The organism is Vibrio paucivorans, assembly GCF_054053395.1.
Map to the genome: position 1 here is coordinate 60,224 of NZ_CM133230.1, position 26,145 is coordinate 86,368.

Genomic DNA, 26,145 nt, shown 5'->3' on the forward strand with positions numbered 1-26,145 from the left:
TGCCAACTTAACTCGCGTTGCCTACTTCTCTATAGGAAGAAAGGACTCGGTTGGAACAGTGCTTCAACATCAGGCACGTATTTTTTATCGACTAAGAACATCACTACGTGGTCGTCTTGTTCAATGATGGTTCGGTCGTGGGCGATCAGCACTTCTTCGCCGCGTACAATGGCACCAATAGTGGTACCTGGTGGTAGCTTAATGTCACCAATGGCTCTGCCAACCACTTTAGAGGTGGTTTCGTCACCGTGAGCGACCGCTTCGATGGCTTCTGCCGCGCCGCGACGTAAAGACGATACGTTAACGATGTCTGCTCGACGTACGTGAGTGAGTAGTGCAGAGATTGTTGCTTGTTGTGGTGAGATAGCAACATCAATGACACCGCCTTGAACTAGGTCGACATAGGCGCCACGCTGGATCAGCACCATGGCTTTTTTGGCACCCATACGCTTGGCTAGCATAGCCGACATGATGTTGGTTTCATCTTCATTGGTGAGAGCGATAAACACATCGACTTGGTCGATGTTCTCTTCAGTGAGCAGCTCTTGATCGGCGGCATCACCACAAAAGACGATGGTATTCTCAAGCTCTTCGGAAAGTTTTTCGGCGCGTTGGTAACTGCGTTCAATTAGCTTAACGCTATAGCTCTGTTCTAGGCGTTTGGCCAAACTAGCACCAATGTTACCACCGCCGACTATCATGATACGGCGGTATGGCTTTTCTAAACGCTGCAGTTCACTCATGACAGAGCGAATGTGGTTACTCGCGGCAACAAAGAACACTTCATCATCGGCTTCGATAATGGTAGTTCCCTGTGGCCGGATAGGGCGACCTTGACGGAAGATAGCTGCAACACGAGTATCGATGTGAGGCATGTGCTCACGTAGGGCTGATAACGCATTACCGACTAACGGCCCACCATAATAGGCTTTTACAGCGACAAGGCTAACTTTCTGCTCGGCGAAACTGACCACTTGCAGTGCGCCTGGGTACTGGATTAGACGCTCAATGTAGCTCGTTACTAGTTCTTCTGGTGCAATCAGGTGATCGACAGGGATCGCACCGGATTTAAACAGCGCTTCTTTTTCCGCCAAGTACTCTGGAGATCGGATTCGAGCGATACGGTTTGGGGTATTAAACAAAGAGAACGCAACCTGACAAGCTGCCATGTTGGTTTCATCCATGTTGGTGACGGCAACTAACATGTCGGCGTCTTGTGCACCGGCCTCACGCAGCACATCTGGGTGGCTTGCGTAGCCATTTACAACACGTAAATCATATTTATCTTGCAGTTCACGAAGACGATCGCTGTTCTTGTCGACGATAGTAATATCGTTGTTTTCACCGACAAGGTTTTCTGCCAGCGTACCACCGACCTGACCTGCACCAAGAATGATGATTTTCATACTGAGTTCTCTTTGTTACCACTTAGCCAAATGACCTGATTGATTGGCGCATGCCAACCAAAACCAATCAAGGCGGCTTATACAATCGCCGCCTATACTGCGCCTAATCTATGCGTGTTTTGTCAGCACTGCGTAATAGAAACCGTCCATATCTTCTTCACCCGGAAGAATTTGGCGGCCTGGGTTGTCTGTGTCAGAGCCAATTAGAGTCGCGTTTTGAGTGCGCTCTAAGAAGGCTTTAACCTGCAGGCTGTTTTCTTGTGGAGTGATAGAGCATGTCGCGTAGACTAATGTCCCACCAGGTTTGAGCTGTTGCCACATCGCATCCAAAATCTCACTTTGCAGCTGAGCAAGTGCGTCAATATCATCAGCGCGGCGAAGCCACTTAATATCTGGGTGACGGCGTATTACCCCAGTTGCAGAGCAAGGTGCGTCTAGCAAAATACGATCAAACTGGTCACCTTGCCACCACTCTTGCGGGTAACGTGCGTCACCGCAAATTACGTCAGCTTTGAGTCGCAGGCGCTCTAGGTTGTCATGAACACGGTTCAAACGAGTAGGGTCGCTATCAATGGCGACCACTTCGGTATCATTGGTGTGCTCGAGAATGTGTGCGGTTTTTCCGCCTGGCGCTGCACAGCAATCAAGAATCAGTTCGCCTTCTTGAGGTTGTAGGTAGTCCACTGATAGCTGCGCCGCTGCATCTTGCACCGATACCCATCCTTTTTCAAAGCCAGGCAGAAGCGTAACGTCACATGGAGAGGCCAGTTTAATCGCGTCTTCTGCTTGAGAGTGAACACTATGTTCAATGTCAGCGTCTTTGAGTAGTTCTATGTACTCGTCACGGGTATGGTGCTGGCGGTTGACGCGTAACCACATCGGCGCCTTGCTATTATTCGCTTCAATCAGACTTTCCCATTGTTCTGGATATGCTTCCTGCAGCATTTTTAAGATCCAGCTTGGGTGGCCGTACTTGCCTGCGTTGTGGCTGACGGCGATTTCGTCGAGCTCTTCTTGATTACGTAGGTAGTTACGCAATACCGCATTGATCAAACCACGCAGGCTAGGGCCGCGTAGCGTTTTTGTTCCTTCAACGGTTTCCGCGACAGCGGCATGAGAAGGAATTCGCATGAAGCTCAATTGGTAAATACCGACCAAGATGAGATGGTGAAAAACGCGCTTTTTGCCTTTTAATGGGTTTTCCATCAGCTCATTCGCGATTGACTCAAGGCGTGGTAAGTAACGCAACGCGCCATAGCAGATCTCTTGTAGAAGAGCATGGTCTCTTGGTCTAATGGTTTTTTGAGCTGCCGGTAAGGCGTGAGAAAGAGATTGGCCTTTGTCGACCACTTGGAAAAGGACGTTAGCTGCCGCAGCGCGAACATTCATGGTGAATACCTTAAAGTCGGTGGAGGCATCTCTGCCTCCGAAATGTACTATCTAAAAATAAGTGTTAGCTCAGCTGTGAGCCAACTTCGAACCAATTGGCTCGTGAGTTAAGAATATCTTGCACAGCCATGGCTTTCTTGCCTGGTACTTGTAGCTGCTCTAGGACTAATACGCCGTTGCCTGTTGCGACATAGATACCCGTTTTATCCGCTTGAACAATAGTGCCGGCAGGTTTGTCAGTGCTTTGCTCTGCGACACGGCTTTGCCATACTTTGATGCTGTTTTCAGCCGCAATAAAGTGGCTCATCGGCCAAGGGTTAAAAGCGCGAACGCAGCGTTCAATGTGCTGTGCTTCATCAGCCCAATTGATGCGAGCTTCATCTTTACTTAGTTTTTTCGCGTAGTTTGCTAGCTCGTCATCTTGCTTCTCTGCAGTAGCGTTGCCACTTGCGATATCTGCAAGGCAGTCAATCAGCGCTTCAGGGCCGAGGTCTGCCAGTTTCTCGTACATAGAGGCACTAGTGTCTGTGTCTTCAATCGGTAACGTAGCGATTTTAAGCATGTCACCTGTATCTAGGCCGATGTCCATTTGCATGATGGTCACGCCTGTTTCAGTGTCACCCGCCCAGATTGAACGTTGAATTGGCGCAGCACCACGCCAGCGTGGCAGAATAGAGCCATGGACATTGATACACCCTAGTTTTGGCGTATCAAGCACAGCTTGTGGCAGTAGTAAGCCATACGCCACCACCACCATTAAATCAGCATTGAGGTCTGCAAGCTGTTGCTTTGCTTCATCTGACTTAAAATTCTCTGGTTGGTAAACCGGAATATCATGCTCAAGTGCGATGTTTTTAACTGGGCTGGCGGTTAGCTTTTTACCACGGCCGGCAGGGCGGTCTGGCTGAGTATATACCGCAATAACTTCATGCTCCGAAGACAACAACGCCGCCAAGTGACGGGCGGCGAAATCCGGAGTACCTGCAAAGACAATTCGTAATGACTGGCTCAAGAGAGGTTTCCTTCTAAATTCTAATACGGCTACAAAAGGCCGCGTGGCGTTACGCCTTGTTCGCTTGCTTATCGTTGAAGCGTTTGATCTTGGCAAGCTTATCTTGGATGCGCTTGCGCTTTAGAGGCGAAAGGTAGTCTACAAACAGTTTGCCTTCTAAGTGATCAAGTTCGTGCTGCACACAAATAGCAAGTAGGTCATCAGCATCAAACGTGAATTCTTTACCGTCACGGTCAAGCGCTTTAACCGTTACTTCTGCTGCGCGCGCAACAAGTGCTCGAGCACCAGGGACTGAGAGGCAACCTTCTTCAATGCCATCTTCTCCACGTTTTTCGATGATTTCAGGGTTAATAAGCACCATTGGCTCATCACGAGTCTCTGAAATATCGATCACAACAATACGCTGGTGGAAATCAACTTGCGTTGCCGCAAGACCAATACCTTCTTCGTCGTACATGGTTTCAATCATGTCATCAACGAACTTTTGGATCTCAGGAGTCACTTCAGCAACTGGCTTTGCGACAGTGCGAAGACGATCATCTGGGAATGTTAATACTTGTAATACAGACATATACACTCGAAAAATTGAACTGTGCCGAAGCAGCATAAACCTTGTTGGCTCAATTCTAGACATTTTGTAACCCAAATGACAGCATCGCAGCGTTATTAATCGATATTTACGACCAAGGAATTCAGGTCATGTCGCGACTTTTCCACTATCTCATACCAACACTTATCTCTACCTTTGTGCTTGTTTCAAATGGCGCGCATGCTAAGCCAAGTAACTCTGAACTGACCGTTAAGCACGATGCGCCGAAAAGCTACACTGTCGTAAAAGGCGATACCTTATGGGACATTTCGGCACTGTATCTCGATAGCCCTTGGTTGTGGCCTAGGCTATGGCAAATCAACCCAGAGATAGATAACCCTCATTTGATTTATCCAGGCGACAAATTGACTTTAATATGGCGTGATGGCCAGCCCGTACTTAGCCTTAAACCGATGGTCAAGCTTAGCCCGAAAGTTCGTGTTTTAGACAAACAAGCTCTGCCAACCGTGCCTGAAGGCTTGGTGCTGCCTTATTTAAAATCTGACCGTTTGGTCGATATGGAAGTGTTAGCCACAAGCGAAAAGGTCCTTGGTGCCAGTAATGGCCGAAAGTACTTAACCTCAGAAGACAGTTTGTTTATCAGTGGGTATCAAACGCAACAGAAGTGGGGGATTTATCGAGTTGCTGCTGAATTTAAGCGTGATGACAAAGTGATGGTAGCGCTAAAGAGAATCGCGTCGGCAACCCTGCTTAATGCTGAGCCTGAATTTACCGGCCTCACAGTGACCAATCAGCAGCAGGAGATATTGGTTAATGATCTTGCTTTGCCAGAAACTGGTATCGAAACGCTTGGGCTTTCGACCACCTTTTATCCTCAGCCTTCTCCGCCCAATAGCCAAGCGACGATACTCGGTGCGCTAGAAGGGGTAGAGTATGTTGGGCAAAACCAGATTGTGGTTATTGATAAAGGCACACAAGATAAACTCCGTCAGGGCAGCATGTTTGAGCTTTATCAGCAAGGCTCTAAAGTGTTCAAGCAGGGGAACGAATTCAGTTATCAAGAGGAACGTGGGGCCGGAGAGTTACAGCTTCCAGATACCCCTGTAGGTAGCTTGATGGTCATTCGCCCATATCCGTTCTTTAGCCTTGCGCTGATCACCGACAGCAAAGCCCCAATCGATAAAAACGTTACTGCTCTCTCTCCCGAGTCTAGCCAAACTTCCCTAAGTGAATCACCAAAAGACAATCAAACTTAATGTGCTCTCAATCGTTATTTGCTTGGTTAGCATTGAGCTTTACACCTAAATTGGGGGCTAAGGCTCTTGCTCGCTTAATGTCGATCGATTCTGCACCGAATTTGATTAAGCGAGATTCCCCTTCACTGCAAGCGATTGGGCTGACTACTGAACAGATTCGATACCTTCACGGAGAAGCACAGCGTCAAGCGGAACTAAGCCTAACTTGGGCAGAGCAAGACAATCACACGATCCTTACTTCATTTGATCCCATCTATCCCCCTCTTCTGAAAGAAATAGCCTCAGCGCCTCCTGTTTTATTTGTTAAAGGAGAGGCCAGTTGCTTGTCTGAACCGCAACTGGCGATGATCGGTAGCCGCAATGCGAGTTTGCAAGGGCTTCAGATTGCGAAAGAATATGCGAGCGCTTTTACTAAGCACGGCCTAGTAGTAACGAGTGGCTTAGCGTTAGGTGTAGATGGTCATGCACATGATGGAGCGTTGCGAGCCGGGGGAAAGACGATTGCGGTATTAGGTTCTGGTCTAGAGCAAATTTACCCAGCAAGACATAGGAAGCTGGCTAGTCGAGTGGTTGAAAGTGGTGCCTTGGTCTCAGAGTTTCGCCCAGATACTAAACCTAGGCCGGAGCACTTTCCTCGCCGAAATCGCATTATTAGTGGTTTGTCTGTTGGCGTCTTAGTGGTCGAGGCTGCAGAAAAAAGCGGTTCACTCATCACAGCGCGTTATGCTGCCGAGCAAGGGCGAGATGTTTTTGCAATTCCAGGCTCAATTCATTCCCCGACTAGCCGAGGGGGCAACCTTTTGATTAAAAACGGGGCGTGTTTAGTACAAAGTGAGCAGGACGTTTTAGATGAAATTGATACTTTGGTAAACTGGTCTATTGATAATAGGGCGAGCAGTCAGCCAGATCTTTTCAATGATAAATCTGAGCAGCCAAGAGAAAATGGTAAAGAATTCAATCACAATGAAGAATTGCCATTTCCGCAACTGTTAGCTAACGTAGGAATAGAGGCTACACCAGTTGATATTCTCGCAAGCAGGACCAATATACCTGTGCATGAAGTCATGATGCAGCTCTTAGAGCTTGAGCTTTCAGGGCATGTTGTTGCAGTTTCCGGTGGCTATATTCGTAAGGGGAGGGGCTAGCTATGATGATGGACATACTGATGTATTTGTTCGAAACCTACATCCATAGCGATGCAGAGTTACAAGTGGATCAAGATGAGCTAGAAGATGAACTGCTTCGAGCTGGTTTTCACGAGAAAGATATCTATAAAGCCCTAAACTGGTTAGAAGAGTTGGCAGCATTGCAGCAAAGCGATGAGCACTCTGCTATTTCAACCAGTGCAGCGACTTCAACTCGCATTTACACCCATAAAGAAATGGAACGGATCGATTTAGAAAGTCGAGGTTTCCTGCTGTTTCTTGAGCAGATCAAGGTGTTAACCACCGAGACGCGCGAAATGGTGATTGACCGAGTTATGGGACTAGAAACCAGTGAGTTTGAGCTGGATGATTTAAAGTGGATCATTCTTATGGTGCTGTTTAATGTACCTGGAAATGAAAATGCCTACACGCTAATGGAAGAGCTGTTGTACACCAAAGAGCAAGGTATTTTGCACTAATCAAGTAAGAGTACGATGAGCAGTAAGATTGACCATCAGCTGTTTTCAGCTCATGAACATGCTTTAGAACATGAGTCATGCCCACAATGTGGTGATGAAGGCGGTGAGTTGCAGCTTCGCCATGGTAAACATGGCCCATTTTTAGGTTGTAACCGTTACCCTAACTGCGACTACATCAAGCCGCTACATCAAAATGACGGGCATATCATTAAGCCGTTAGGTGTGGCGTGTCCTGAATGTGAACATGAATTGGTATTACGCCAAGGCCGCTATGGTATGTTTATTGGTTGTAGCAACTACCCGCATTGTCATCACATAGAATCGCTGGATCAGGCTCCCGAGAAAGAACAACCTAAGCATGCTTGTCCTGAGTGCCATAAAGGGCATTTGGTCGAGAGAAAAACGCGCTTTGGCAAATTATTTTATGCGTGTGATAACTATCCGAAGTGTAAGTTTGCCGTGAACCAGCCTCCTATTGAAGGCCTGTGTGAGAAGTGTGGCTTTGGCCTACTTATTGAGAAGAAACTCGCCAGTGGCACTAAGTATCAATGTGCAGATCGAAAGTGTCATCACACTCAAAGTGCTCTGGAAAAATAACATGGGTATATAAAGAAAAGGCGCCATGGGCGCCTTTTTCGATTGGTGTTTAGTTTTGCCTTGGGTACTAGCAATGCTTCTGAGCAAACTCATGTACAGCAGGGAAGGCTTCTTTATCCAAGATATCAGCCAGTGCGCAAAGCTTACGTTGCAGCTCTGCGGTGTACTCAGCAGAAACGTTGATGTGACCCATCTTACGTCCAGTACGTTTTTCTTTCCCGTACCAGTGTACATGACAGCCCTCCATCGCCAACACTTCGCTTGGCAAAGTATCCTCACCGAGGATGTTGATCATAGAGGTAGTACGAATCAGTTGAGTGCTACCAAGTGGCATGCCGCACACTGCGCGTAAATGGTTTTCAAATTGACAGGTTTCAGCACCCTGCTGCGTCCAGTGACCAGAGTTGTGGACTCGTGGCGCAATTTCGTTAACCAGTAACTGACCTTGTACGTCAAAGAACTCGAGAGCAAGTACACCTACATAATCGAGGCGATTCGCTACGGCGGTGAACATTTGTTTCGCTTGCTGTTGAAGTTCAAGGTTATCAATCGCTGTAGATAGGCTCAGTACGCCATTGGTATGAACGTTTTCAGCGAGCGGGTATACCGCGACACTGCCGTCTTTACCACGCGCACCCACCAATGACACCTCTCGGTCAAATGGGACAAACTCTTCAGCGACAATAGCTTGGGTTTCTGAAGCTTGAATGCAAGCTTCCATTTCAGGCCAAATTGCGTCGGCTTGTGCGATATCCTTGAGGCGCCACTGTCCTTTACCATCGTAGCCCCCTAATGCACTCTTGAGTACCATAGGAATACCGACAGATTCAATCGCAGCATCAAAATCGGCGCGAGTTTGAATGACGGCATACTTAGCATTCTTCACTTCTGCAGCATCAAGTAATGCCTTTTCGATACGGCGATCACCACCCGTTTTGATGGCCTCTGCACTCGGTAAGAACTTACCGCTTTGCTCACAGACTTCGAGTACATCATGGGGAATGTGCTCAAACTCAGCCGTGATAATGTCAGCTTGCTCAATCGCATTGGCTAAGCCATGGCCGATCACCGTTTGTGTCAGTGGATGAACGATATTTTCGCTACCGACATCAAACGCTGAAATTTCAATATTGAGAGGGGCACCAGCAAGAGACATCATACGAGCTAATTGGCCTGCTCCCAGTACTAAAACGTGCATGAGATTAATCCTCTGCTGGGTTTGGATTCGCTAGAATCGTTTCAGTTTGCTCGCTACGGAATGCTTCAACTTTTTCCATTACGGCGTCATCGAATGTACCGATGATTTGTGCGGCAAGCAGACCCGCATTAGCTGCACCTGCTTCGCCAATTGCAAGCGTCCCTACAGCAATACCTTTTGGCATTTGTACGATAGAATATAGAGAATCAAGGCCGCTTAGCGCGCGCGATTGAACTGGGACACCTAGAACTGGTAGTGCGGTGAAGGCTGCTGTCATTCCTGGTAGGTGAGCTGCGCCGCCAGCACCAGCGATGATCACTTTTAGACCGCGCTCTTTTGCGCTGTTGGCGTAATCAGCCAGAAGTTGAGGAGTTCGGTGTGCAGAAACAACTTTTGTTTCGTACTCTACGCCGAAACTATCTAGCATTTCAGCGGCTAGTTTCATGGTTGGCCAATCAGATTTAGAACCCATAATAATGCCGACTTTCATCTCAAACTCCTTAAAGCTACAAAAATGGATGAGCAGATAATTTGTGCGCATTATACGGGGAAAATAATTTCAAGCAAACGTTTGCGTCATTCTAAATTTCAATTGATACATTTTATAAACAAATAGCTTTAGGCACTGAAAGTGATTATTTGTACACTTATCATTTATAGAAAACATAAAAGTAACAACAGGAAGTCATAGTGGATAACTTTGAACAAGCGCTCAACGCACTCAAACAAGGCGAAGTCATCGCTTACCCAACGGAAGGTGTATTTGGTGTGGGGTGTGACCCAGATAACCCAGAGGCGATTGAAAAGCTGTTGCAGTTAAAACAGCGTCCAGTCGAAAAAGGCTTGATACTTATCGCTGCCAACTATGAACAGCTACTACCTTATATCGATGAATCACAGTTGACCGAAGAGCAGCTAAAGAAGGTGCAGGCTACTTGGCCTGGCCCTGTGACTTGGATTATGCCGACGAGCGAACGAGTTTCTGACTGGGTTTCAGGCCAATTCGACTCAATAGCTGTGCGAGTAACTGATCACCCATTGGTACAAAAAATGTGTAATGCCTTCGGAAAGCCGTTAACCTCTACCAGCGCGAATCTGACGGGGCAGCCTCCTTGTATGACAACTGCAGAGGTTGAGCAGCAATTAGGCGATAAGCTGGTGGTTATTCTTGCTGGAGAAACCGGTGGCAGAGAGAAGCCGAGTGAGATTCGCGACGCGAAAACATCAAAAATACTAAGACAGGGGTAGAGTGTCGGCTAACGACCTGTCAAAGGAATAAATATGTCAGTCATAGATAAGCAAGCAGTAAAGCAGTTCTTAATGGAGCTGCAAGATTCTATTTGTCATCAACTTGAGCAGGCGGACGGCAAAGCTCAGTTTGAAGAAGACGCTTGGCAGCGCGAGCCAGGAGAGCGCTTAGGTGGTGGTGGTCGTACTCGTGTTATGCGAAACGGTGATGTATTTGAGCAAGGTGGTGTGAACTTTTCTCATGTTAAGGGAAAACAAATGCCAGCATCGGCAACAGCACATCGCCCTGAATTAGCAGGTCGTAAGTTTGAAGCGATGGGAGTGTCGTTGGTGATGCACCCGAACAACCCTTACATTCCAACATCGCATGCCAATGTTCGTTTCTTCATTGCTGAAAAAGAAGGTGAAGCGCCGATTTGGTGGTTTGGTGGCGGCTTCGACTTAACGCCATTCTATCCATTTGAGGAAGATTGCCAGTACTGGCATAACACAGCGAAGGAAATTTGCGCGCCATTTGGCAGTGATGTGTATTCTGAGCATAAAGCCTGGTGTGATAAGTACTTCTATCTACCACATAGAGATGAAACTCGAGGTGTGGGTGGCTTGTTCTTTGATGACTTGAATCAGTGGCCATTTGATAAGTGCTTTGAGTACATGAAAGCAGTTGGCCTTGGCTATACAGACGCCTACTTACCAATCATTGAGCGTCGTAAACATACTGAATTTGGTGAGCGAGAGCGTCAGTTTCAATTGTACCGCCGCGGCCGTTACGTGGAATTTAACTTAGTTTACGACCGAGGTACTTTGTTTGGCCTACAGAGTGGGGGGCGAACGGAGTCGATATTAATGTCTATGCCTCCTCTTGCGCGCTGGGAATACGCTTACCAAGTAGAGCCAAGCTCACCAGAAGCAGAGTTATACGATCATTACCTCAAACCTAGAGAGTGGTAAGACTTTCTTCCTTATAGGGATAGTGATAGGGTCAATGGTTCGCATTGACCCTTTTTATTTCCGACAGGCAAGGATATGACTCAGCAAGTAGACCAATACGTAGTGTTCGGTAATCCCATCAAACAAAGTAAATCACCTTTTATCCACACACTATTTGCTCGTCAAACCAATCAATCGCTCACCTATAAGACTGCTTGCCCAGAAAAAGATAGCTTTAATGAAGCGGTAACTCGCTTTTTTGCGGAAGGTGGTAAAGGCTGCAACGTGACCGTACCTTTTAAGGAAGAAGCGTACCAATTTGCACATCGATTGACAGAAAGGGCTCAACTTGCAGGAGCCGTGAACACTCTGAAAAAGTTAGATGACGGTGAAATCATTGGTGATAACACAGACGGTGAAGGGTTGGTGCAAGACTTATTGCAATACCAAGTGCCATTGAAAGGTGCGCGCATTCTTTTAATTGGAGCGGGCGGCGCGGCTCGTGGAGTGATTAAACCACTACTCGATCAAGAGCCCGCGGAAATTGTCATTACCAATCGAACTTATGCTAAAGCACAGACGCTCGCGAGTATGTTTGAGCAGTACGGCGCAATTAAAGCGGTGGCGATGGAAGAGGTTTCAGAGTCATTCGATGTCATTATTAACTCGACCTCTTCAAGTTTGAGTGGTGAGTTACCTAATATCTCCACGGCTATATTCTCACCTAATAGCACTGTGTATGACATGATGTATGGTTCTGGAAAAACAACGTTCAATCAATGGGCATTAGATAATGGTGTTGGGGTTGTCTACGATGGCCTTGGCATGCTCGTGGGTCAAGCGGCAGAAAGCTTTATGTTGTGGAGAGGGTTAAGGCCAGGCTCTAAGCAAATATTGCGTGAGTTACGTAAAAACCTAGAAGGCTTGTAATGAATCAGTCGATATTATTTCCCGATCTTCAAACGTGGGATGCAGTTAAAAACGTCATCGTCTTTCCGGCTCAACAATCCGGAGCTCTGATTGAGTGCGTAGTCTCGAAATCTTACTTGGAAAATATGGTAGGAAGTGCGATCGAAACAGAGCAACAAGCGATACAAGTATTTCAGAAGCTAAGGTTTGATCTGGAAGAGCAAGCAGAAGAACTCATAGAAGAGGAAGAGTTCAACCTGCAGGGACAGATTGAACTCGGATAATCTAAACGGGTTTTACATCATTGATGTAGTCGTTTTTGTTTTGTACATAGTTATCAGAAGATTTCTGTAAGAAGGCTCGTTCCTTTTCACTTAAAGGGCGAGCTTGCTTTACTGGACTACCAACATATAGATAACCACTTTCTAAAACTTTATTCGGTGGGACAAGGCTGCCGGCACCAATCATCACTTCTTCTTCAATGACTGCTCCGTCAAGTACAATTGCTCCCATGCCTACCAGTACACGATCTTTGATAATACAGCCGTGCAACATCACTTTATGCCCGATGGTGACGTCGTCGCCAATGAGTAAAGGGTAGCCCGCTGGGTTTTCTTTGTTCTTGTGTGTCACATGAAGGACGGAGCCGTCTTGGATATTGCTTCTTTCACCAATGTGAATATGGTTTACATCACCACGAGCAGCGACTAATGGCCAGACACTCGAATCGTCACCAATTTTAATATCACCAACTAAAACTGCACTCTCATCTATATAGACGCGCTCTCCTAACTGAGGGGCTATACCTTTGTAACTACGAATTGAGTTCATAACTTCTCCTTATTTGTGGTGATTAAAGGGCAATATCGCATAGAAGAGTAGCAAAAATAGCCCTTTTTGAATAAAAAACACCCAAACAATAAAAAAATCAAAAAAAACTCGAAAAAGGGCTTGCCAATGTGATGGCGATCTCTATAATGCCCCTCGCTGACACGGCAACGCTCCACAAGGAACGAGAGCCCAGTCAGCAAGGTCAAATAGCTAAGCCAAGTGCTTAAAAAAGTTTTGAAAAAAGTGGTTGACACTAAAACTTAACTCGCTAAAATGGCCGTCCGTTTTGAGCGTAGCTCAGTTCGGAAAGCTCTTTAACAATTTAAACCTATCAATCTGTGTGGGCACTCGTTGATGATAATCCAAATAGATACTTCGGTATCGATTTAGGTTTCAATGAAACGAAGTGACCATTGAATCTTCGGATTCAGCACAGTCAATTCAAACATTACTTTATGTAATGTTCAGTATTCATTGAGCCGACAAAATCTTAAATTGAAGAGTTTGATCATGGCTCAGATTGAACGCTGGCGGCAGGCCTAACACATGCAAGTCGAGCGGAAACGAGTTAACTGAACCTTCGGGGGATGGTAACGGCGTCGAGCGGCGGACGGGTGAGTAATGCCTAGGAAGTTGCCCAGTAGAGGGGGATAACCATTGGAAACGATGGCTAATACCGCATAACCTCTTCGGAGCAAAGCAGGGGACCTTCGGGCCTTGCGCTATTGGATACGCCTAGGTGGGATTAGCTAGTTGGTGAGGTAATGGCTCACCAAGGCGACGATCCCTAGCTGGTCTGAGAGGATGATCAGCCACACTGGAACTGAGACACGGTCCAGACTCCTACGGGAGGCAGCAGTGGGGAATATTGCACAATGGGCGAAAGCCTGATGCAGCCATGCCGCGTGTGTGAAGAAGGCCTTCGGGTTGTAAAGCACTTTCAGCAGTGAGGAAGGCATTAAGATTAACACTCTTAGTGTTTGACGTTAGCTGCAGAAGAAGCACCGGCTAACTCCGTGCCAGCAGCCGCGGTAATACGGAGGGTGCGAGCGTTAATCGGAATTACTGGGCGTAAAGCGCATGCAGGTGGTGGATTAAGTCAGATGTGAAAGCCCGGGGCTCAACCTCGGAACTGCATTTGAAACTGGTTCACTAGAGTACTGTAGAGGGGGGTAGAATTTCAGGTGTAGCGGTGAAATGCGTAGAGATCTGAAGGAATACCGGTGGCGAAGGCGGCCCCCTGGACAGATACTGACACTCAGATGCGAAAGCGTGGGGAGCAAACAGGATTAGATACCCTGGTAGTCCACGCCGTAAACGATGTCTACTTGGAGGTTGTGGCCTTGAGCCGTGGCTTTCGGAGCTAACGCGTTAAGTAGACCGCCTGGGGAGTACGGTCGCAAGATTAAAACTCAAATGAATTGACGGGGGCCCGCACAAGCGGTGGAGCATGTGGTTTAATTCGATGCAACGCGAAGAACCTTACCTACTCTTGACATCCAGAGAATTTTCCAGAGATGGATTAGTGCCTTCGGGAACTCTGAGACAGGTGCTGCATGGCTGTCGTCAGCTCGTGTTGTGAAATGTTGGGTTAAGTCCCGCAACGAGCGCAACCCTTATCCTTGTTTGCCAGCGAGTAATGTCGGGAACTCCAGGGAGACTGCCGGTGATAAACCGGAGGAAGGTGGGGACGACGTCAAGTCATCATGGCCCTTACGAGTAGGGCTACACACGTGCTACAATGGCGCATACAGAGGGCGGCGAGCCAGCGATGGTCAGCGAATCCCAAAAAGTGCGTCGTAGTCCGGATTGGAGTCTGCAACTCGACTCCATGAAGTCGGAATCGCTAGTAATCGTAGATCAGAATGCTACGGTGAATACGTTCCCGGGCCTTGTACACACCGCCCGTCACACCATGGGAGTGGGCTGCAAAAGAAGTGGGTAGTTTAACCTTCGGGAGGACGCTCACCACTTTGTGGTTCATGACTGGGGTGAAGTCGTAACAAGGTAGCCCTAGGGGAACCTGGGGCTGGATCACCTCCTTATACGATGATTATTGCGATGAGTGTTCACACAGATTGATACGGTTTAAGAAGTTTAAGAGATAGAGATGTCCCCCAAGACATTTCGCACTAGTGTCCCGTTCGTCTAGAGGCCTAGGACACCGCCCTTTCACGGCGGTAACAGGGGTTCGACTCCCCTACGGGATACCATTGGGTCGTTAGCTCAGTTGGTAGAGCAGTTGACTTTTAATCAATTGGTCGCAGGTTCGAATCCTGCACGACCCACCATTCTTTCTCCACGAAGGAATTAAAACTTTTAGTGGGCGATTAGCTCAGTTGGGAGAGCACCTGCCTTACAAGCAGGGGGTCACTGGTTCGAGCCCGGTATCGCCCACCATTCTCTAAATATTTTTGGAAATTCATTGTCCAAACCACAACAAAATATTGCTGATGGTTCGGATTTTTGACGCCTCCGAAAGTCTTTAGAAAATGTTCTCTAACGAGAAACATGCTCTTTAACAATTTGGAAAGCTGACGAATAACATTTGATTGATGTTATTCAAATAAAAGTTCTCAAATCCTATGTCTCTTAGAGATGTAGGTACCAACACACATTCAAGTGTTCTTGGGAATAACTTTCGAGTTATTCATATTTGAGTCCGGCAAAATCGAATGTCTCTCGCTCATTCAAATAATGAGAGACAACACCTTGGTTGTTTGCCATACGTAAAGACCCCTTCGGGTTGTATGGTTAAGTGACTAAGCGTACACGGTGGATGCCTTGGCAGTCAGAGGCGATGAAGGACGTATTAACTTGCGATAAGCCCAGATTAGGTAGTAAAAACCATTTGAGTCTGGGATTTCCGAATGGGGAAACCCAACTGCATAAGCAGTTACTGTTAACTGAATACATAGGTTAACAGAGCGAACCCGGGGAACTGAAACATCTAAGTACCCGGAGGAGTAGAAATCAACCGAGATTCCGAAAGTAGCGGCGAGCGAAATTGGACTAGCCCTTAAGCTTTTAATGATGCAGGTGAAGAGTCTGGAAAGTCTCGCGATACAGGGTGATAGCCCCGTAACCGACACATCATAATCAGTGAAATCGAGTAGGGCGGGACACGTGATATCCTGTCTGAATATGGGGGGACCATCCTCCAAGGCTAAATACTACTGACTGACCGATAGTGAACCAGTACCGTGAGGGAAAGGCGAAAAGAACCCCTGTGAGGGGAGTGAAATAGAACCTGAAACCGTGTACGTACAAGCAGTAGGAGCACCTTCGTGGTGTGACTGCGTACCTTTTGTATAATGGGTCAGCGACTTATATTCAGTAGCAAGGTTAACCGATTAGGGGAGCCGTAGAGAAATCGAGTCTTAACTGGGCGTCGAGTTGCTGGATATAGACCCGAAACCAGGTGATCTAGCCATGGGCAGGTTGAAGGTTGAGTAACATCAACTGGAGGACCGAACCGACTAATGTTGAAAAATTAGCGGATGACTTGTGGCTAGGGGTGAAAGGCCAATCAAACCTGGAGATAGCTGGTTCTCCCCGAAATCTATTTAGGTAGAGCCTCGGACGAATACTACTGGGGGTAGAGCACTGTTAAGGCTAGGGGGTCATCCCGACTTACCAACCCTTTGCAAACTCCGAATACCAGTAAGTACTATCCGGGAGACACACGGCGGGTGCTAACGTCCGTCGTGGAGAGGGAAACAACCCAGACCGCCAGCTAAGGTCCCAAAGTATAGCTAAGTGGGAAACGATGTGGGAAGGCTTAGACAGCTAGGATGTTGGCTTAGAAGCAGCCATCATTTAAAGAAAGCGTAATAGCTCACTAGTCGAGTCGGCCTGCGCGGAAGATGTAACGGGGCTAAGCTATACACCGAAGCTGCGGCAATGCAATTTATTGTATTGGGTAGGGGAGCGTTCTGTAAGCCGTTGAAGGTGGATTGTAAAGTCTGCTGGAGGTATCAGAAGTGCGAATGCTGACATGAGTAACGATAAAGGGGGTGAAAAACCTCCTCGCCGGAAGACCAAGGGTTCCTGTCCAACGTTAATCGGGGCAGGGTAAGTCGACCCCTAAGGCGAGGCCGAAAGGCGTAGTCGATGGGAAACGGGTTAATATTCCCGTACTTCTTACAATTGCGATGGGGGGACGGAGAAGGCTAGGTGGGCCTGGCGACGGTTGTCCAGGTTCAAGTGCGTAGGCTTAAGAGTTAGGTAAATCCGGCTCTTTTTAAGGCTGAGACACGATGTCGAGCTACTACGGTAGTGAAGTCATTGATGCCATGCTTCCAGGAAAAGCCTCTAAGCTTCAGATTGTAAGGAATCGTACCCCAAACCGACACAGGTGGTCGGGTAGAGAATACCAAGGCGCTTGAGAGAACTCGGGTGAAGGAACTAGGCAAAATGGTACCGTAACTTCGGGAGAAGGTACGCTCTTGACGGTGAAGTCCCTTGCGGATGGAGCTATTGAGAGTCGCAGATACCAGGTGGCTGCAACTGTTTATTAAAAACACAGCACTGTGCAAAATCGTAAGATGACGTATACGGTGTGACGCCTGCCCGGTGCCGGAAGGTTAATTGATGGGGTTAGACTTCGGTCGAAGCTCTTGATCGAAGCCCCGGTAAACGGCGGCCGTAACTATAACGGTCCTAAGGTAGCGAAATTCCTTGTCGGGTAAGTTCCGACCTGCACGAATGGCGTAATGATGGCCACGCTGTCTCCACCCGAGACTCAGTGAAATTGAAATCGCTGTGAAGATGCAGTGTACCCGCGGCTAGACGGAAAGACCCCGTGAACCTTTACTACAGCTTGGCACTGAACATTGAGCCTACATGTGTAGGATAGGTGGGAGGCTTTGAAGACGGTACGCCAGTATCGTTGGAGCCATCCTTGAAATACCACCCTTGTATGTTTGATGTTCTAACTTAGCCCCATTATCTGGGGTGAGGACAGTGCCTGGTGGGTAGTTTGACTGGGGCGGTCTCCTCCCAAAGAGTAACGGAGGAGCACGAAGGTGGGCTAATCACGGTTGGACATCGTGAGGTTAGTGCAATGGCATAAGCCCGCTTGACTGCGAGAATGACAATTCGAGCAGGTGCGAAAGCAGGTCATAGTGATCCGGTGGTTCTGTATGGAAGGGCTATCGCTCAACGGATAAAAGGTACTCCGGGGATAACAGGCTGATACCGCCCAAGAGTTCATATCGACGGCGGTGTTTGGCACCTCGATGTCGGCTCATCACATCCTGGGGCTGAAGTCGGTCCCAAGGGTATGGCTGTTCGCCATTTAAAGTGGTACGCGAGCTGGGTTTAGAACGTCGTGAGACAGTTCGGTCCCTATCTGCCGTGGGCGTTGGAAGATTGAAGGGGACTGCTCCTAGTACGAGAGGACCGGAGTGGACGAACCTCTGGTGTTCGGGTTGTGTCGCCAGACGCATTGCCCGGTAGCTAAGTTCGGAATCGATAACCGCTGAAAGCATCTAAGCGGGAAGCGAGCCCTGAGATGAGTCTTCCCTGGCGCTTTAAGCGTCCTAAAGGGTTGTTCGAGACTAGAACGTTGATAGGCAGGGTGTGTAAGCGTTGTGAGGCGTTGAGCTAACCTGTACTAATTGCCCGTGAGGCTTAACCATACAACACCCAAGGGGTTTTGATGGACTCAAATAGAACATTGAATGTGTATAAGTAGAACTTAAAATCAGTTTTCCGAATTAAGAATTTGCTTGGCGACCATAGCGTTGTGGACCCACCTGATTCCATGCCGAACTCAGAAGTGAAACGCAATAGCGCCGATGGTAGTGTGGGGCTTCCCCATGTGAGAGTAGGACATCGCCAGGCTTTGAACAACATCGAACTAAAGCAATTAAAGTAAGACTTTAGGACGGTTACATATTGTGGAGAGATGGCTGAGTGGTTGAAAGCACCGGTCTTGAAAACCGGCATACGTTAATAGCGTATCTAGGGTTCAAATCCCTATCTCTCCGCCACATTCGAAAGCCCCAGTCGAAAGACTGGGGCTTTTTCGTATGCGCTTTATAGTGTCTCACTGCAAGAGTGTACCGCTATATCCGATATCGATGAGTCATTGAAAGGCTCATTCGATATAGCATTTAGGAGTTAAGGGAGTGCATGCTCTAATAAAAGCGTAGATTAGGTGTTGTAAAGAGATACAAAAAAGCCGACACAAACTGTATCGGCTTTTAGCTAGGTATTTAAATACGTTAGGTGCGGTCAGCTACGCTATCTTTAAGCTCTTGCTTTTCTTTATCTGAGATAAACGCTAAATCAAGACCATTGATTTGTGCCTGGCGAATCTGTTGTTGAGATAGACCCGCTTGTGGTGCTGCCACTTCGTATTCGTATGGTAGTTCAATACCTTCTACCGCTGGGTCATCGGTGTTTAGACAAGCCATAACCCCATGTTCTAGGAATTGCTTAATAGGGTGGTTAGACAGTGACTCTACTGTGCTGGTTTGGAAGTTTGAGGTTAAGCAAGACTCGATACCGATGCGGTTCTCCGCTAGGTAATCCATAAGCTTCGGATCGTGAATAGCTTTTACACCGTGACCAATACGTGTCGCGCCTAGTTCTTGAATTGCCTGCCACATACTTTCTGCGCCAGCTGCTTCGCCAGCGTGAACGGTAACATTTAGACCTGCATCCTTAACTTGAGCGAAGTGTTTCACGAAGCGATCACCCGGCTGACCTAGTTCATCACCTGCTAGATCAACTGCAACGATATTGTCTTTTTGGGTAAGGATAGCGTCTAGTTCTTGCTGACAAGCGTCGGTACCGAAGGTACGACTCATAATACCAATAAGGTTAGCTTTGACACCAAAATCACGCACACCTGCTTGTACGCCATCTACTACGGCTTCAACAACGCCTTCTACTGGTAGTCTGTGTTTCATAGCCATGTAGTAAGGAGAAAAACGCAGTTCAGCATAATCGATTTGTGCATTCAGTGCGTCTTCTACGTTCTCGTACGCAACACGACGACAAGCATCCAAGTCACCCAGCACCGACACACCCCAGTCAAGTTTAGATAAAAACGCAACCAAAGAAGGCTCCGCCTCAACAATCTGAACATGCGGAGTCAGGCCTTCAATATCATAGGCTGGAAGTGCAATACCAAACTTTTGGCCTAGGTCTAGAATAGTTTGCGTGCGAATGTTGCCGTCTAAGTGGCGGTGCAAATCTGTTAGGGGGAGGTTTTTGGTTATCATTATCGTCGTTCCAAATCTGTGTGTACGCTAAGTATAAAAACCAAAGCTGATAGTGTCAGCAAGCAATTGATTGGTTTCGCACGAATATTGATGAATTCTACTTCATGTTAACCAAATGTGTTGGCCACTCCTCGAAGGGAACAGGTCGGCTATAGAGAAAGCCCTGACCTTGATTGCAATGGAGTTGTGTAAGCATCTGAGCTTGCGCTGTGGTTTCGATTCCTTCAGCAACAATGTTCACTTTCATGCCTTTAGTCATATTAATAATGGCAGCAACAATAGAGGTATCTAGGTTGTCAGGGTCCATTTTGTCGATGAAAGTTCGATCAATTTTAAGGCAGTCGAAAGGCAACTTGTGCAAGTAAGCGAGTGAGCTGTAACCCGTCCCAAAATCGTCAATAGCGATATGCACACCAAGTGCTCTAATGGCTTCCATATTGGAGAGCACGACAGGGTCGCGGCTCACTATACGTGACTCAGTAATTTCCAATGTAAAACAACTAGGGTCGATGCCCGTCTTGTCGAAGGCACGTTTGATGACGTCGATAAACTCAGGTTGAGAAAGTTGGTTTACCGAGACATTTACGTGCATCTGAAAATGATTGCTCCACTTACCTTGTTCGATCCCAGTCTTCAAATCTTGGCAAGCTTGAACAAGGATCTGCTCACCAATGACAGAGATGAGTCCACTTTCCTCTGCCACGGGAATAAAATCTAGTGGTGGAATCAAGCCTGACTGTGGGGATAGCCAGCGCGCTAAAGCTTCCGCACCAATGACATCACCACTATTGAGGTCGACAATAGGCTGATAAAAAGGAATGAACTCATTCTTTTCTGCTGCGGTTTTTATTTTGGCGAGCATCGAAGTACGTTGGCGAGAGATATCCGCCATTTCCGGGCGATAGTAGCTGATGTTGGAAATATCTTGCTTTGCATTACTCAAAGCAATGCTGCCATTACGGAGCCAATGAGTCATGTTGGTATCTGGACTGCTAGCTGAGATAACAATACCTATCGATGTATTTACCACGACATTTTCGTTCTCAGCTTCGAAGGGAGAAGCAAACATTTGAGCAATACGATTGGCGGTTAGCTGGATATCCTCGTAACTTTGTAAGTTAGGATGATAGAGGGCAAACTCATCTCCGGCAATTCGGGCAATGTAACACTCCTCACTAAATACATCTTTAAAGCGGTCTGCGATGACAATGAGTAGTTCATCACCTTTCGAATGACCTAGGCTGTCGTTGATATCACGGAATTTGTTGATACCAATAAGCATCAGTGTGCCATTTAGATTAGGCAGCTTATCGCACGAATCAATAAAGCCTTCTCTGCTGTATAAATTGGTGAGTGAATCGTAGAGTAGTTGGGCTCGTAAGGCGTTAAATGACGCTTTGAGATTATTGGTCATCTCATTAAATGCGTATACCAACATACTGGTTTCGTAGATGTTACCAGGCTTAGGCATAGTGGCATCCCAATCGCCTTTGGCAAGATGCTTTGCTGCAGAAGCGGTAGAGGTTATGGGTCTAGTTACTCGGTTGAAAGCAATGAGCCCAAGTCCAATGCCAATCAAGCTGACTACTAAGCCAATTAACCAGCTGTTTCTTTGATTCTCTGGTAGGTTACCGAGCAAATCAGACTCTGAGATAGAAACACCAATATACCATTGCAGGCCATGCTCATCTCGGTAAGGGGTAATGTGGTTGAAGTAGTGTTCTCCACTAATGAAAGTTTCGAACTTGCTTGTTTGATTTAATTTGCTGTCGGTAAAGGATTGTGCGTATTGAGCACTAGCTTGGATTATCGGGTTTGGGCTCTCAACCGCCAATAGACGTTGGCCTTTCTCAGATCGTTCTGTTCCCCAAGAAATCACACTGCTATTGTTGGAGTGGGCCACCAATCGTTTGTCTTGATCGAAAATAAACACAGAAGCTGTTGTTTGGTTTCTGAGCTGTTTCAGGAAGTTATTGAAGGTATTGATTTTGATATCCAGCCCAATCACGCCTAGGAAGCTGTTACGATCAAATACTGGAGTGAGTGCTGATAGGGTGACCTCTTGTCTTTCATCAGCGTTGGCATAGATAGAAGACCATGCAGGTTTAAAAGATTGGCTAACCGGCGTATACCAAGGTCGAACACGAGGGTCGTAATTTCGAATGACCGTACGAACATCGCTACTGATGGTTTGACCGCGGTAAATGATCAAGTTCTGCTCAGTACGGCGATCTTTAATCATTAAGGTATAGCCATCATTTGGCTCTTTACGGTAGCCAATATACTCTCCACCTTCTCCACCAAATCCAATCACATCTAATTGATCAATAGAGCTATACAGGTCTTCAAAACTAGTGAGCAGATAGCTCTGAATCTCTGAGCCATCATTTGGGTTGTATAGGTTGTTGAACCCAATACTGTGACCGATGGATTGAGCCGCTTGTAAAGGTTCTTTGAGGAAGTTATCGAGCTCTTTAGTGACATTATCTGTCAGGGCGGTAAGACGTTTAACACTGACGTCTTCTACCATTTGCTGGTAACTGCTTTTTTGAGTAGCAACAATAACACCGATAGTGATGAGGAAAATCATCACAAATGGAAGGACGACGGCAGTGCGTAGTGTAATTTGGGTCATTACCAGTATTTTTATTCTTTATTGGTATCCATTTAAACAGTGCGCCGACGTCTTCGGCGCTGCGTTAATACGAGCGCATTCGTAGTGAAAAAATACCGGTATGACAGTGGATGTATAAACTCAATAAAGCTCTTTGAGTTTACGTGTCAATGTGTTGCGTCCCCAACCAAGTACTTTTGCTGCGTCTTGTTTGTGGCCATTGGTATGATTCAACGCTGCTTCTAGAAGTATACGCTCAAATTCAGGGAGTGCATAAGAAAGCAGTTCGGTTTCTCCAGAGGTTAGAGCCTGTTTCGCCCATGAAGATAGTTGCTCTTGCCAACTTATACCATCGCTAAACTGAGGTATTGATTGCTCTGTTAATAACTCGGGAGGAAGATCACTTGGTAATATCTCATTTCCGCTAGCCATCACAGTTAACCAACGACAGATATTCTCTAGTTGTCGCACGTTGCCAGGCCACTCCAAATTATTGAGTACTTCCACTGTCGATGGGTGTAGAGACTTTACATCAACACCAAGCTCTTCAGCTGCGTGGGATAAAAAGTGCAAGGTGAGCTTTTCGATGTCTTGCTTTCGCTCACGTAGAGCAGGGATTTGAATTCGAATGACGTTAAGGCGGTGGAATAAGTCTTCACGGAAATCGCCTTGATGAACCAATTTTTCTAAATTTTGGTGAGTCGCAGCAACAATTCTTACATCAACCTGTACCGCAGCATGACCACCAACTCGATAAAATTGCCCATCAGCTAGAACACGCAACAAGCGCGTTTGAATATCAAGCGGCATATCCCCGATTTCATCAAGGAATAAAGTGCCGCCATTTGCTTGTTCAAAACGGCCTTGGCGCACACTGTTAGCACCGGTGAAGGCGCCTTTCTCATGCCCAAACAGCTCTGACTCGATCAAATCCTTTGGAATCGCTGCCATGTTGAGGGCGATGAAAGGTTTTTTAGCTCGAGGACTATGTCGGTGTAGAGCATGAGCAACCAGTTCTTTACCTGTACCAGACTCTCCATTGATAAGGACAGAGATAGAAGAACGCGACAATCTACCAATTGCACGAAATACTTCCTGCATTGCTGGTGCCTCACCAATGATCTCTGGAGCGTCATTGGCTTGTAAGTCATCGCCAGCTTGGCCTTTGCGTTGCTCTTGGTTATGGGTGATAGCTCGTTCAACCAGTGTTAGGGTTTCATCGACGTCGAATGGTTTTGGTAAGTACTCAAACGCCCCTTTTTGGTAAGCATTCACCGCGGCATCTAGATCTGAGTGGGCAGTCATGATGATGACTGGCAGCTCAGGTGAGCGAAGGTGGATTTGTTCTAGTAATTCAATCCCATCGATTCCAGGCATACGAATGTCAGAGACCAGCACATCTGGGACTTCACGTTCCAATGCGAGCAGTACGCTTTCTGCATCGGAGAAAGTCTCGCACTTAATGTTTGCTGAAGAGAGGGTCTTCTCCATAACCCATCGAATGGAGCTGTCATCATCAACAACCCAAACATATCCTTTACTCATAATTTTTAATCCTTACAGCAATAGCAAACTGACCCAATCTAGCTAAGCGCTAGATTGGCAAATAAATGGTGAACGTAGTTCTACCGGGCCAACTTTCAACGTCTATTTTGCCGTTATGTTGGTCAATTAAGTTTTGTGAAATCGATAGCCCGAGCCCAGTGCCACCTTCGCGGCCGCTGACCATGGGATAAAATAGTGTGTCTTGTAAATCGGCAGGAATCCCCGGGCCGTTATCAATGATCTCTACCCGAGCCGCAAGTTTATGGCGTTGGCCATGAATGTTCGCCTGATGCACCGTTCTGGTGCGTATGGTGATTTTTCCATGTTCTTGAGGTTGTAGGATTTGAGCTGCGTTACTGACGATGTTGAGCAGCGACTGCTCTATTTGATCGGTGTCCATTAGAATATCGGGTAGGCTGGGGTCATAATCCCTTTCAATCACCACGCTATGTCCTGACTCAAGCTCGACCAGCTGACGTACCTTTTCTAGGATGAGGTGAAGGTTCTCTGGTTTTTTTTGTCCTGGTTTTTGTGGGCCAAGTAATCGGTCTACCAAAGAGCGTAGTCGGTCGGCTTGTTCAATAATGATCTGGGTATATTCGGTCAAGCTCTGATCTGGCAACATGCGCTCCAAAAGCTGGGCTGCGCCTCTTAAACCGCCTAAAGGGTTTTTGATTTCATGAGCTAACCCGCGCACCAACAATTTAGCCGCCTGCTGCTGGGCATGTTGATTCAACTCTTGGCTTAGCCTACGTTGCTGCCCTATCTTTCGCATTTCAACCAGCAACATCAGGTTCTTTTCCCAAGATAGGGGACTAACGGTGACTTCTAGCATTAAAGGTTTACCGTCTACCACAAAGGTCACATCGCTATCTGTGATACTTTGGCCACTTTGTAATGGTTGAGAAAGTAGAGCTAAATCCATGGAGGCATGCTGAATCAATTTGGAGAGTGGCTGATCGACAATACGCTTAGCGCTTTGAGTGAATAGCTGTTCTGCAGCCGGATTGGCATAACGAACGACAAGAGCTTCGTCCAACATTAACGTGGCGGTCACTACATTATTGAGTATCGCATTACTGAGTTCGAGGTTCACTGCGTCATCCTTGGCGGTGGTAAAGAAAGTGTTGCACTAATTTGGTGCGTACTATTCTCAGTATGGCGCATTGATGCTGGAAGAAAAAGAAAAATAGGCGGGATAATTGCGTGATAGGCCTAAATTACTGCTTCTTGAGCGATGTTCTATGCAAATGCACCGTTATTGAATCTGATGATGCAATAAGCTTGCCGCCTCTAAATGATTGAATAGACAGGGTGTGAGTACCTCTATCAATATTTTTTAGCTGCCAGTTGTTCGCTATTTGTGGGGCGCCATATTTATTACCATCTAGCAGAAGTTGCAACTGCTCCCCCACGGCCAGCTTACGGCTGACCGATGCTGTAACAGCAATGAACCCTTGGTTGCTACGGATAGTTTGATCGTGCACTGGTGACTCAATCGCAAGCTCTAGCTTGGCTAACGGTTTCGTTGAGGTAGATGATGCAGTTGTAGAAGCCTCTACTGGTTCAGGTTGTTCAAATGTAGGGGCAGGAGATGCTGCACTATGATCAGGCAAACTAATAAGTTTGGCGTTCTTGTGCTGTGGTGAATCACCAAAATGAATCACACCATTGTCATCTTCCCACGTAAAGACATCTTGAGCTGAAAGGCTCAAAGGGATTGTGATCAATAAAGGGGCAGTAAAATGAAAAAGTTTCATTGCTCACCTCAGCCGTCAAGGCGTTGTATGGAAAGCGCAAG

Annotated in this window: 20 protein-coding genes, 4 tRNA genes and 3 rRNA genes; 15 read left to right on the forward strand and 12 right to left on the reverse strand. The window is 47.0% G+C overall.

Translation table 11 applies throughout. From position 1 onward, the window contains the following. Window positions 1-29: 29 nt before the first annotated feature. The 4 genes from trkA to def form a co-directional block, all read right to left on the reverse strand. Window positions 30-1,406 carry a Trk system potassium transporter TrkA gene (gene trkA / locus ACXABW_RS00260; protein WP_265687087.1) on the reverse strand — a complete coding sequence of 459 codons (1,377 nt, stop codon included), beginning with the start codon at window positions 1,404-1,406 and terminating at the stop codon, window positions 30-32. A gap of 108 nt (window positions 1,407-1,514) precedes the next feature. Next, the gene (gene rsmB, locus ACXABW_RS00265) at window positions 1,515-2,795 is read right to left on the reverse strand and encodes a 16S rRNA (cytosine(967)-C(5))-methyltransferase RsmB (RefSeq protein WP_457523424.1); all 1,281 of its coding nucleotides are present in this window, start codon (window positions 2,793-2,795) and stop codon (window positions 1,515-1,517) included. Between the two features lie 64 nt (window positions 2,796-2,859). Continuing rightward, on the reverse strand, window positions 2,860-3,807 hold the full coding sequence (fmt, locus tag ACXABW_RS00270) for a methionyl-tRNA formyltransferase (protein ID WP_252028931.1): 948 nt from the start codon (window positions 3,805-3,807) through the stop codon (window positions 2,860-2,862). A 49-nt stretch (window positions 3,808-3,856) separates the two neighbouring features. Next, the gene (def, locus tag ACXABW_RS00275) at window positions 3,857-4,378 is read right to left on the reverse strand and encodes a peptide deformylase (RefSeq protein WP_252028932.1); all 522 of its coding nucleotides are present in this window, start codon (window positions 4,376-4,378) and stop codon (window positions 3,857-3,859) included. 128 nt (window positions 4,379-4,506) lie between these two features. On the opposite strand from def, the gene ACXABW_RS00280 reads away from it, so the two are divergent. From ACXABW_RS00280 to ACXABW_RS00295, 4 genes are read left to right on the forward strand one after another with little or no spacing between them, the layout of a single operon-like run. Then, window positions 4,507-5,613: a LysM peptidoglycan-binding domain-containing protein gene (locus ACXABW_RS00280; protein ID WP_457523425.1), complete on the forward strand. Its 1,107-nt coding sequence runs from the start codon at window positions 4,507-4,509 to the stop codon at window positions 5,611-5,613. Further along, window positions 5,613-6,758, forward strand: coding sequence for a DNA-processing protein DprA (gene dprA, locus ACXABW_RS00285; protein WP_457523427.1), 1,146 nt, complete (start codon window positions 5,613-5,615; stop codon window positions 6,756-6,758). Before ACXABW_RS00280 ends, dprA begins: the two co-directional genes overlap by 1 nt. 2 nt (window positions 6,759-6,760) lie before the next feature. Continuing rightward, window positions 6,761-7,237, forward strand: coding sequence for a DUF494 family protein (locus tag ACXABW_RS00290; protein WP_279348551.1), 477 nt, complete (start codon window positions 6,761-6,763; stop codon window positions 7,235-7,237). Window positions 7,238-7,252: 15 nt separating this feature from the next. Continuing rightward, on the forward strand, window positions 7,253-7,834 hold the full coding sequence (locus ACXABW_RS00295) for a topoisomerase DNA-binding C4 zinc finger domain-containing protein (RefSeq protein ID WP_457523428.1): 582 nt from the start codon (window positions 7,253-7,255) through the stop codon (window positions 7,832-7,834). 67 nt (window positions 7,835-7,901) lie between these two features. Here the strand turns inward: ACXABW_RS00295 and ACXABW_RS00300 are convergent, their stop codons facing one another. Both ACXABW_RS00300 and purE read right to left on the reverse strand, forming a co-directional pair. Further along, window positions 7,902-9,032, reverse strand: coding sequence for a 5-(carboxyamino)imidazole ribonucleotide synthase (locus ACXABW_RS00300; RefSeq protein WP_457523430.1), 1,131 nt, complete (start codon window positions 9,030-9,032; stop codon window positions 7,902-7,904). Window positions 9,033-9,036: 4 nt separating this feature from the next. Then, window positions 9,037-9,522 carry a 5-(carboxyamino)imidazole ribonucleotide mutase gene (purE, locus tag ACXABW_RS00305; RefSeq protein WP_457523432.1) on the reverse strand — a complete coding sequence of 162 codons (486 nt, stop codon included), beginning with the start codon at window positions 9,520-9,522 and terminating at the stop codon, window positions 9,037-9,039. Window positions 9,523-9,722: 200 nt separating this feature from the next. Here purE and ACXABW_RS00310 point away from each other — a divergent pair, with 200 nt between their 5' ends. The 4 genes from ACXABW_RS00310 (at window position 9,723) to ACXABW_RS00325 (ending at window position 12,403) form a co-directional block, all read left to right on the forward strand. Further along, on the forward strand, window positions 9,723-10,280 hold the full coding sequence (locus ACXABW_RS00310) for an L-threonylcarbamoyladenylate synthase (RefSeq protein WP_457523433.1): 558 nt from the start codon (window positions 9,723-9,725) through the stop codon (window positions 10,278-10,280). Between the two features lie 33 nt (window positions 10,281-10,313). Further along, window positions 10,314-11,231 (forward strand): oxygen-dependent coproporphyrinogen oxidase, encoded by a 918-nt coding sequence (gene hemF / locus ACXABW_RS00315; protein ID WP_457523435.1) that lies wholly within the window; start codon window positions 10,314-10,316, stop codon window positions 11,229-11,231. Window positions 11,232-11,306: 75 nt separating this feature from the next. Continuing rightward, on the forward strand, window positions 11,307-12,140 hold the full coding sequence (gene aroE, locus ACXABW_RS00320) for a shikimate dehydrogenase (protein ID WP_457523437.1): 834 nt from the start codon (window positions 11,307-11,309) through the stop codon (window positions 12,138-12,140). After that, window positions 12,140-12,403, forward strand: coding sequence for a DUF1488 domain-containing protein (locus ACXABW_RS00325; protein ID WP_457523438.1), 264 nt, complete (start codon window positions 12,140-12,142; stop codon window positions 12,401-12,403). The genes aroE and ACXABW_RS00325 overlap by 1 nt, the downstream gene beginning before the upstream one ends. A 1-nt stretch (window position 12,404) precedes the next feature. Here the strand turns inward: ACXABW_RS00325 and ACXABW_RS00330 are convergent, their stop codons facing one another. Then, the gene (locus ACXABW_RS00330) at window positions 12,405-12,950 is read right to left on the reverse strand and encodes a gamma carbonic anhydrase family protein (RefSeq protein ID WP_457523439.1); all 546 of its coding nucleotides are present in this window, start codon (window positions 12,948-12,950) and stop codon (window positions 12,405-12,407) included. 492 nt (window positions 12,951-13,442) lie between these two features. Here ACXABW_RS00330 and ACXABW_RS00335 point away from each other — a divergent pair. The 7 genes from ACXABW_RS00335 to ACXABW_RS00365 all read left to right on the forward strand — a co-directional run bounded on the left by ACXABW_RS00335 (window position 13,443) and on the right by ACXABW_RS00365 (window position 18,946). Beyond that, a 16S ribosomal RNA gene (locus tag ACXABW_RS00335) occupies window positions 13,443-14,995 on the forward strand. 92 nt (window positions 14,996-15,087) lie between these two features. Beyond that, window positions 15,088-15,163: transfer RNA gene (locus ACXABW_RS00340), tRNA-Glu, on the forward strand. Window positions 15,164-15,165: 2 nt separating this feature from the next. After that, window positions 15,166-15,241 (forward strand) — tRNA-Lys (locus tag ACXABW_RS00345). A gap of 33 nt (window positions 15,242-15,274) precedes the next feature. Beyond that, a tRNA-Val gene (locus ACXABW_RS00350) sits at window positions 15,275-15,350 on the forward strand. Window positions 15,351-15,702: 352 nt separating this feature from the next. Beyond that, window positions 15,703-18,592, forward strand: a 23S ribosomal RNA gene (locus ACXABW_RS00355). A gap of 89 nt (window positions 18,593-18,681) precedes the next feature. Further along, a 5S ribosomal RNA gene (rrf, locus tag ACXABW_RS00360) occupies window positions 18,682-18,797 on the forward strand. The 16S, 23S and 5S rRNA genes sit together here with 4 tRNA genes alongside, the layout of an rRNA operon. 58 nt (window positions 18,798-18,855) lie before the next feature. After that, window positions 18,856-18,946: transfer RNA gene (locus ACXABW_RS00365), tRNA-Ser, on the forward strand. A 234-nt stretch (window positions 18,947-19,180) separates the two neighbouring features. Here ACXABW_RS00365 and add read toward each other — a convergent pair. From add to ACXABW_RS00390, 5 genes are all read right to left on the reverse strand, one after another. Then, window positions 19,181-20,185 (reverse strand): adenosine deaminase, encoded by a 1,005-nt coding sequence (gene add, locus ACXABW_RS00370; RefSeq protein ID WP_457523441.1) that lies wholly within the window; start codon window positions 20,183-20,185, stop codon window positions 19,181-19,183. Between the two features lie 97 nt (window positions 20,186-20,282). Then, on the reverse strand, window positions 20,283-22,829 hold the full coding sequence (gepA, locus tag ACXABW_RS00375) for a phosphodiesterase GepA (RefSeq protein WP_457524920.1): 2,547 nt from the start codon (window positions 22,827-22,829) through the stop codon (window positions 20,283-20,285). Between the two features lie 111 nt (window positions 22,830-22,940). Further along, complete coding sequence (gene glnG, locus ACXABW_RS00380; RefSeq protein WP_252028945.1) at window positions 22,941-24,344, reverse strand: nitrogen regulation protein NR(I); 1,404 nt, start codon at window positions 24,342-24,344, stop codon at window positions 22,941-22,943. Window positions 24,345-24,393: 49 nt separating this feature from the next. Beyond that, on the reverse strand, window positions 24,394-25,386 hold the full coding sequence (glnL, locus tag ACXABW_RS00385) for a nitrogen regulation protein NR(II) (RefSeq protein WP_457524921.1): 993 nt from the start codon (window positions 25,384-25,386) through the stop codon (window positions 24,394-24,396). Window positions 25,387-25,564: 178 nt separating this feature from the next. Next, window positions 25,565-26,104, reverse strand: a complete 540-nt coding sequence (locus ACXABW_RS00390) for a DUF4124 domain-containing protein (RefSeq protein WP_457523443.1) — start codon at window positions 26,102-26,104, stop codon at window positions 25,565-25,567. Window positions 26,105-26,145: the final 41 nt, after the last annotated feature.

What these genes read in the sequence shown, in the direction of transcription:
- trkA (WP_265687087.1), bottom strand. Translation starts at nt 1,406, where the DNA reads ATGAAAATCATCATTCTTGGTGCAGGTCAGGTCGGTGGTACGCTGGCA.
- rsmB (WP_457523424.1), bottom strand. Translation starts at nt 2,795, where the DNA reads ATGAATGTTCGCGCTGCGGCAGCTAACGTCCTTTTCCAAGTGGTCGAC.
- def (WP_252028932.1), bottom strand. Translation starts at nt 4,378, where the DNA reads ATGTCTGTATTACAAGTATTAACATTCCCAGATGATCGTCTTCGCACT.
- ACXABW_RS00280 (WP_457523425.1), top strand. Translation starts at nt 4,507, where the DNA reads ATGTCGCGACTTTTCCACTATCTCATACCAACACTTATCTCTACCTTT.
- dprA (WP_457523427.1), top strand. Translation starts at nt 5,613, where the DNA reads ATGTGCTCTCAATCGTTATTTGCTTGGTTAGCATTGAGCTTTACACCT.
- ACXABW_RS00290 (WP_279348551.1), top strand. Translation starts at nt 6,761, where the DNA reads ATGATGATGGACATACTGATGTATTTGTTCGAAACCTACATCCATAGC.
- ACXABW_RS00295 (WP_457523428.1), top strand. Translation starts at nt 7,253, where the DNA reads ATGAGCAGTAAGATTGACCATCAGCTGTTTTCAGCTCATGAACATGCT.
- ACXABW_RS00300 (WP_457523430.1), bottom strand. Translation starts at nt 9,032, where the DNA reads ATGCACGTTTTAGTACTGGGAGCAGGCCAATTAGCTCGTATGATGTCT.
- purE (WP_457523432.1), bottom strand. Translation starts at nt 9,522, where the DNA reads ATGAAAGTCGGCATTATTATGGGTTCTAAATCTGATTGGCCAACCATG.
- hemF (WP_457523435.1), top strand. Translation starts at nt 10,314, where the DNA reads ATGTCAGTCATAGATAAGCAAGCAGTAAAGCAGTTCTTAATGGAGCTG.
- aroE (WP_457523437.1), top strand. Translation starts at nt 11,307, where the DNA reads ATGACTCAGCAAGTAGACCAATACGTAGTGTTCGGTAATCCCATCAAA.
- ACXABW_RS00325 (WP_457523438.1), top strand. Translation starts at nt 12,140, where the DNA reads ATGAATCAGTCGATATTATTTCCCGATCTTCAAACGTGGGATGCAGTT.
- ACXABW_RS00330 (WP_457523439.1), bottom strand. Translation starts at nt 12,950, where the DNA reads ATGAACTCAATTCGTAGTTACAAAGGTATAGCCCCTCAGTTAGGAGAG.
- add (WP_457523441.1), bottom strand. Translation starts at nt 20,185, where the DNA reads ATGATAACCAAAAACCTCCCCCTAACAGATTTGCACCGCCACTTAGAC.
- glnG (WP_252028945.1), bottom strand. Translation starts at nt 24,344, where the DNA reads ATGAGTAAAGGATATGTTTGGGTTGTTGATGATGACAGCTCCATTCGA.
- glnL (WP_457524921.1), bottom strand. Translation starts at nt 25,386, where the DNA reads ATGTTGGACGAAGCTCTTGTCGTTCGTTATGCCAATCCGGCTGCAGAA.
- ACXABW_RS00390 (WP_457523443.1), bottom strand. Translation starts at nt 26,104, where the DNA reads ATGAAACTTTTTCATTTTACTGCCCCTTTATTGATCACAATCCCTTTG.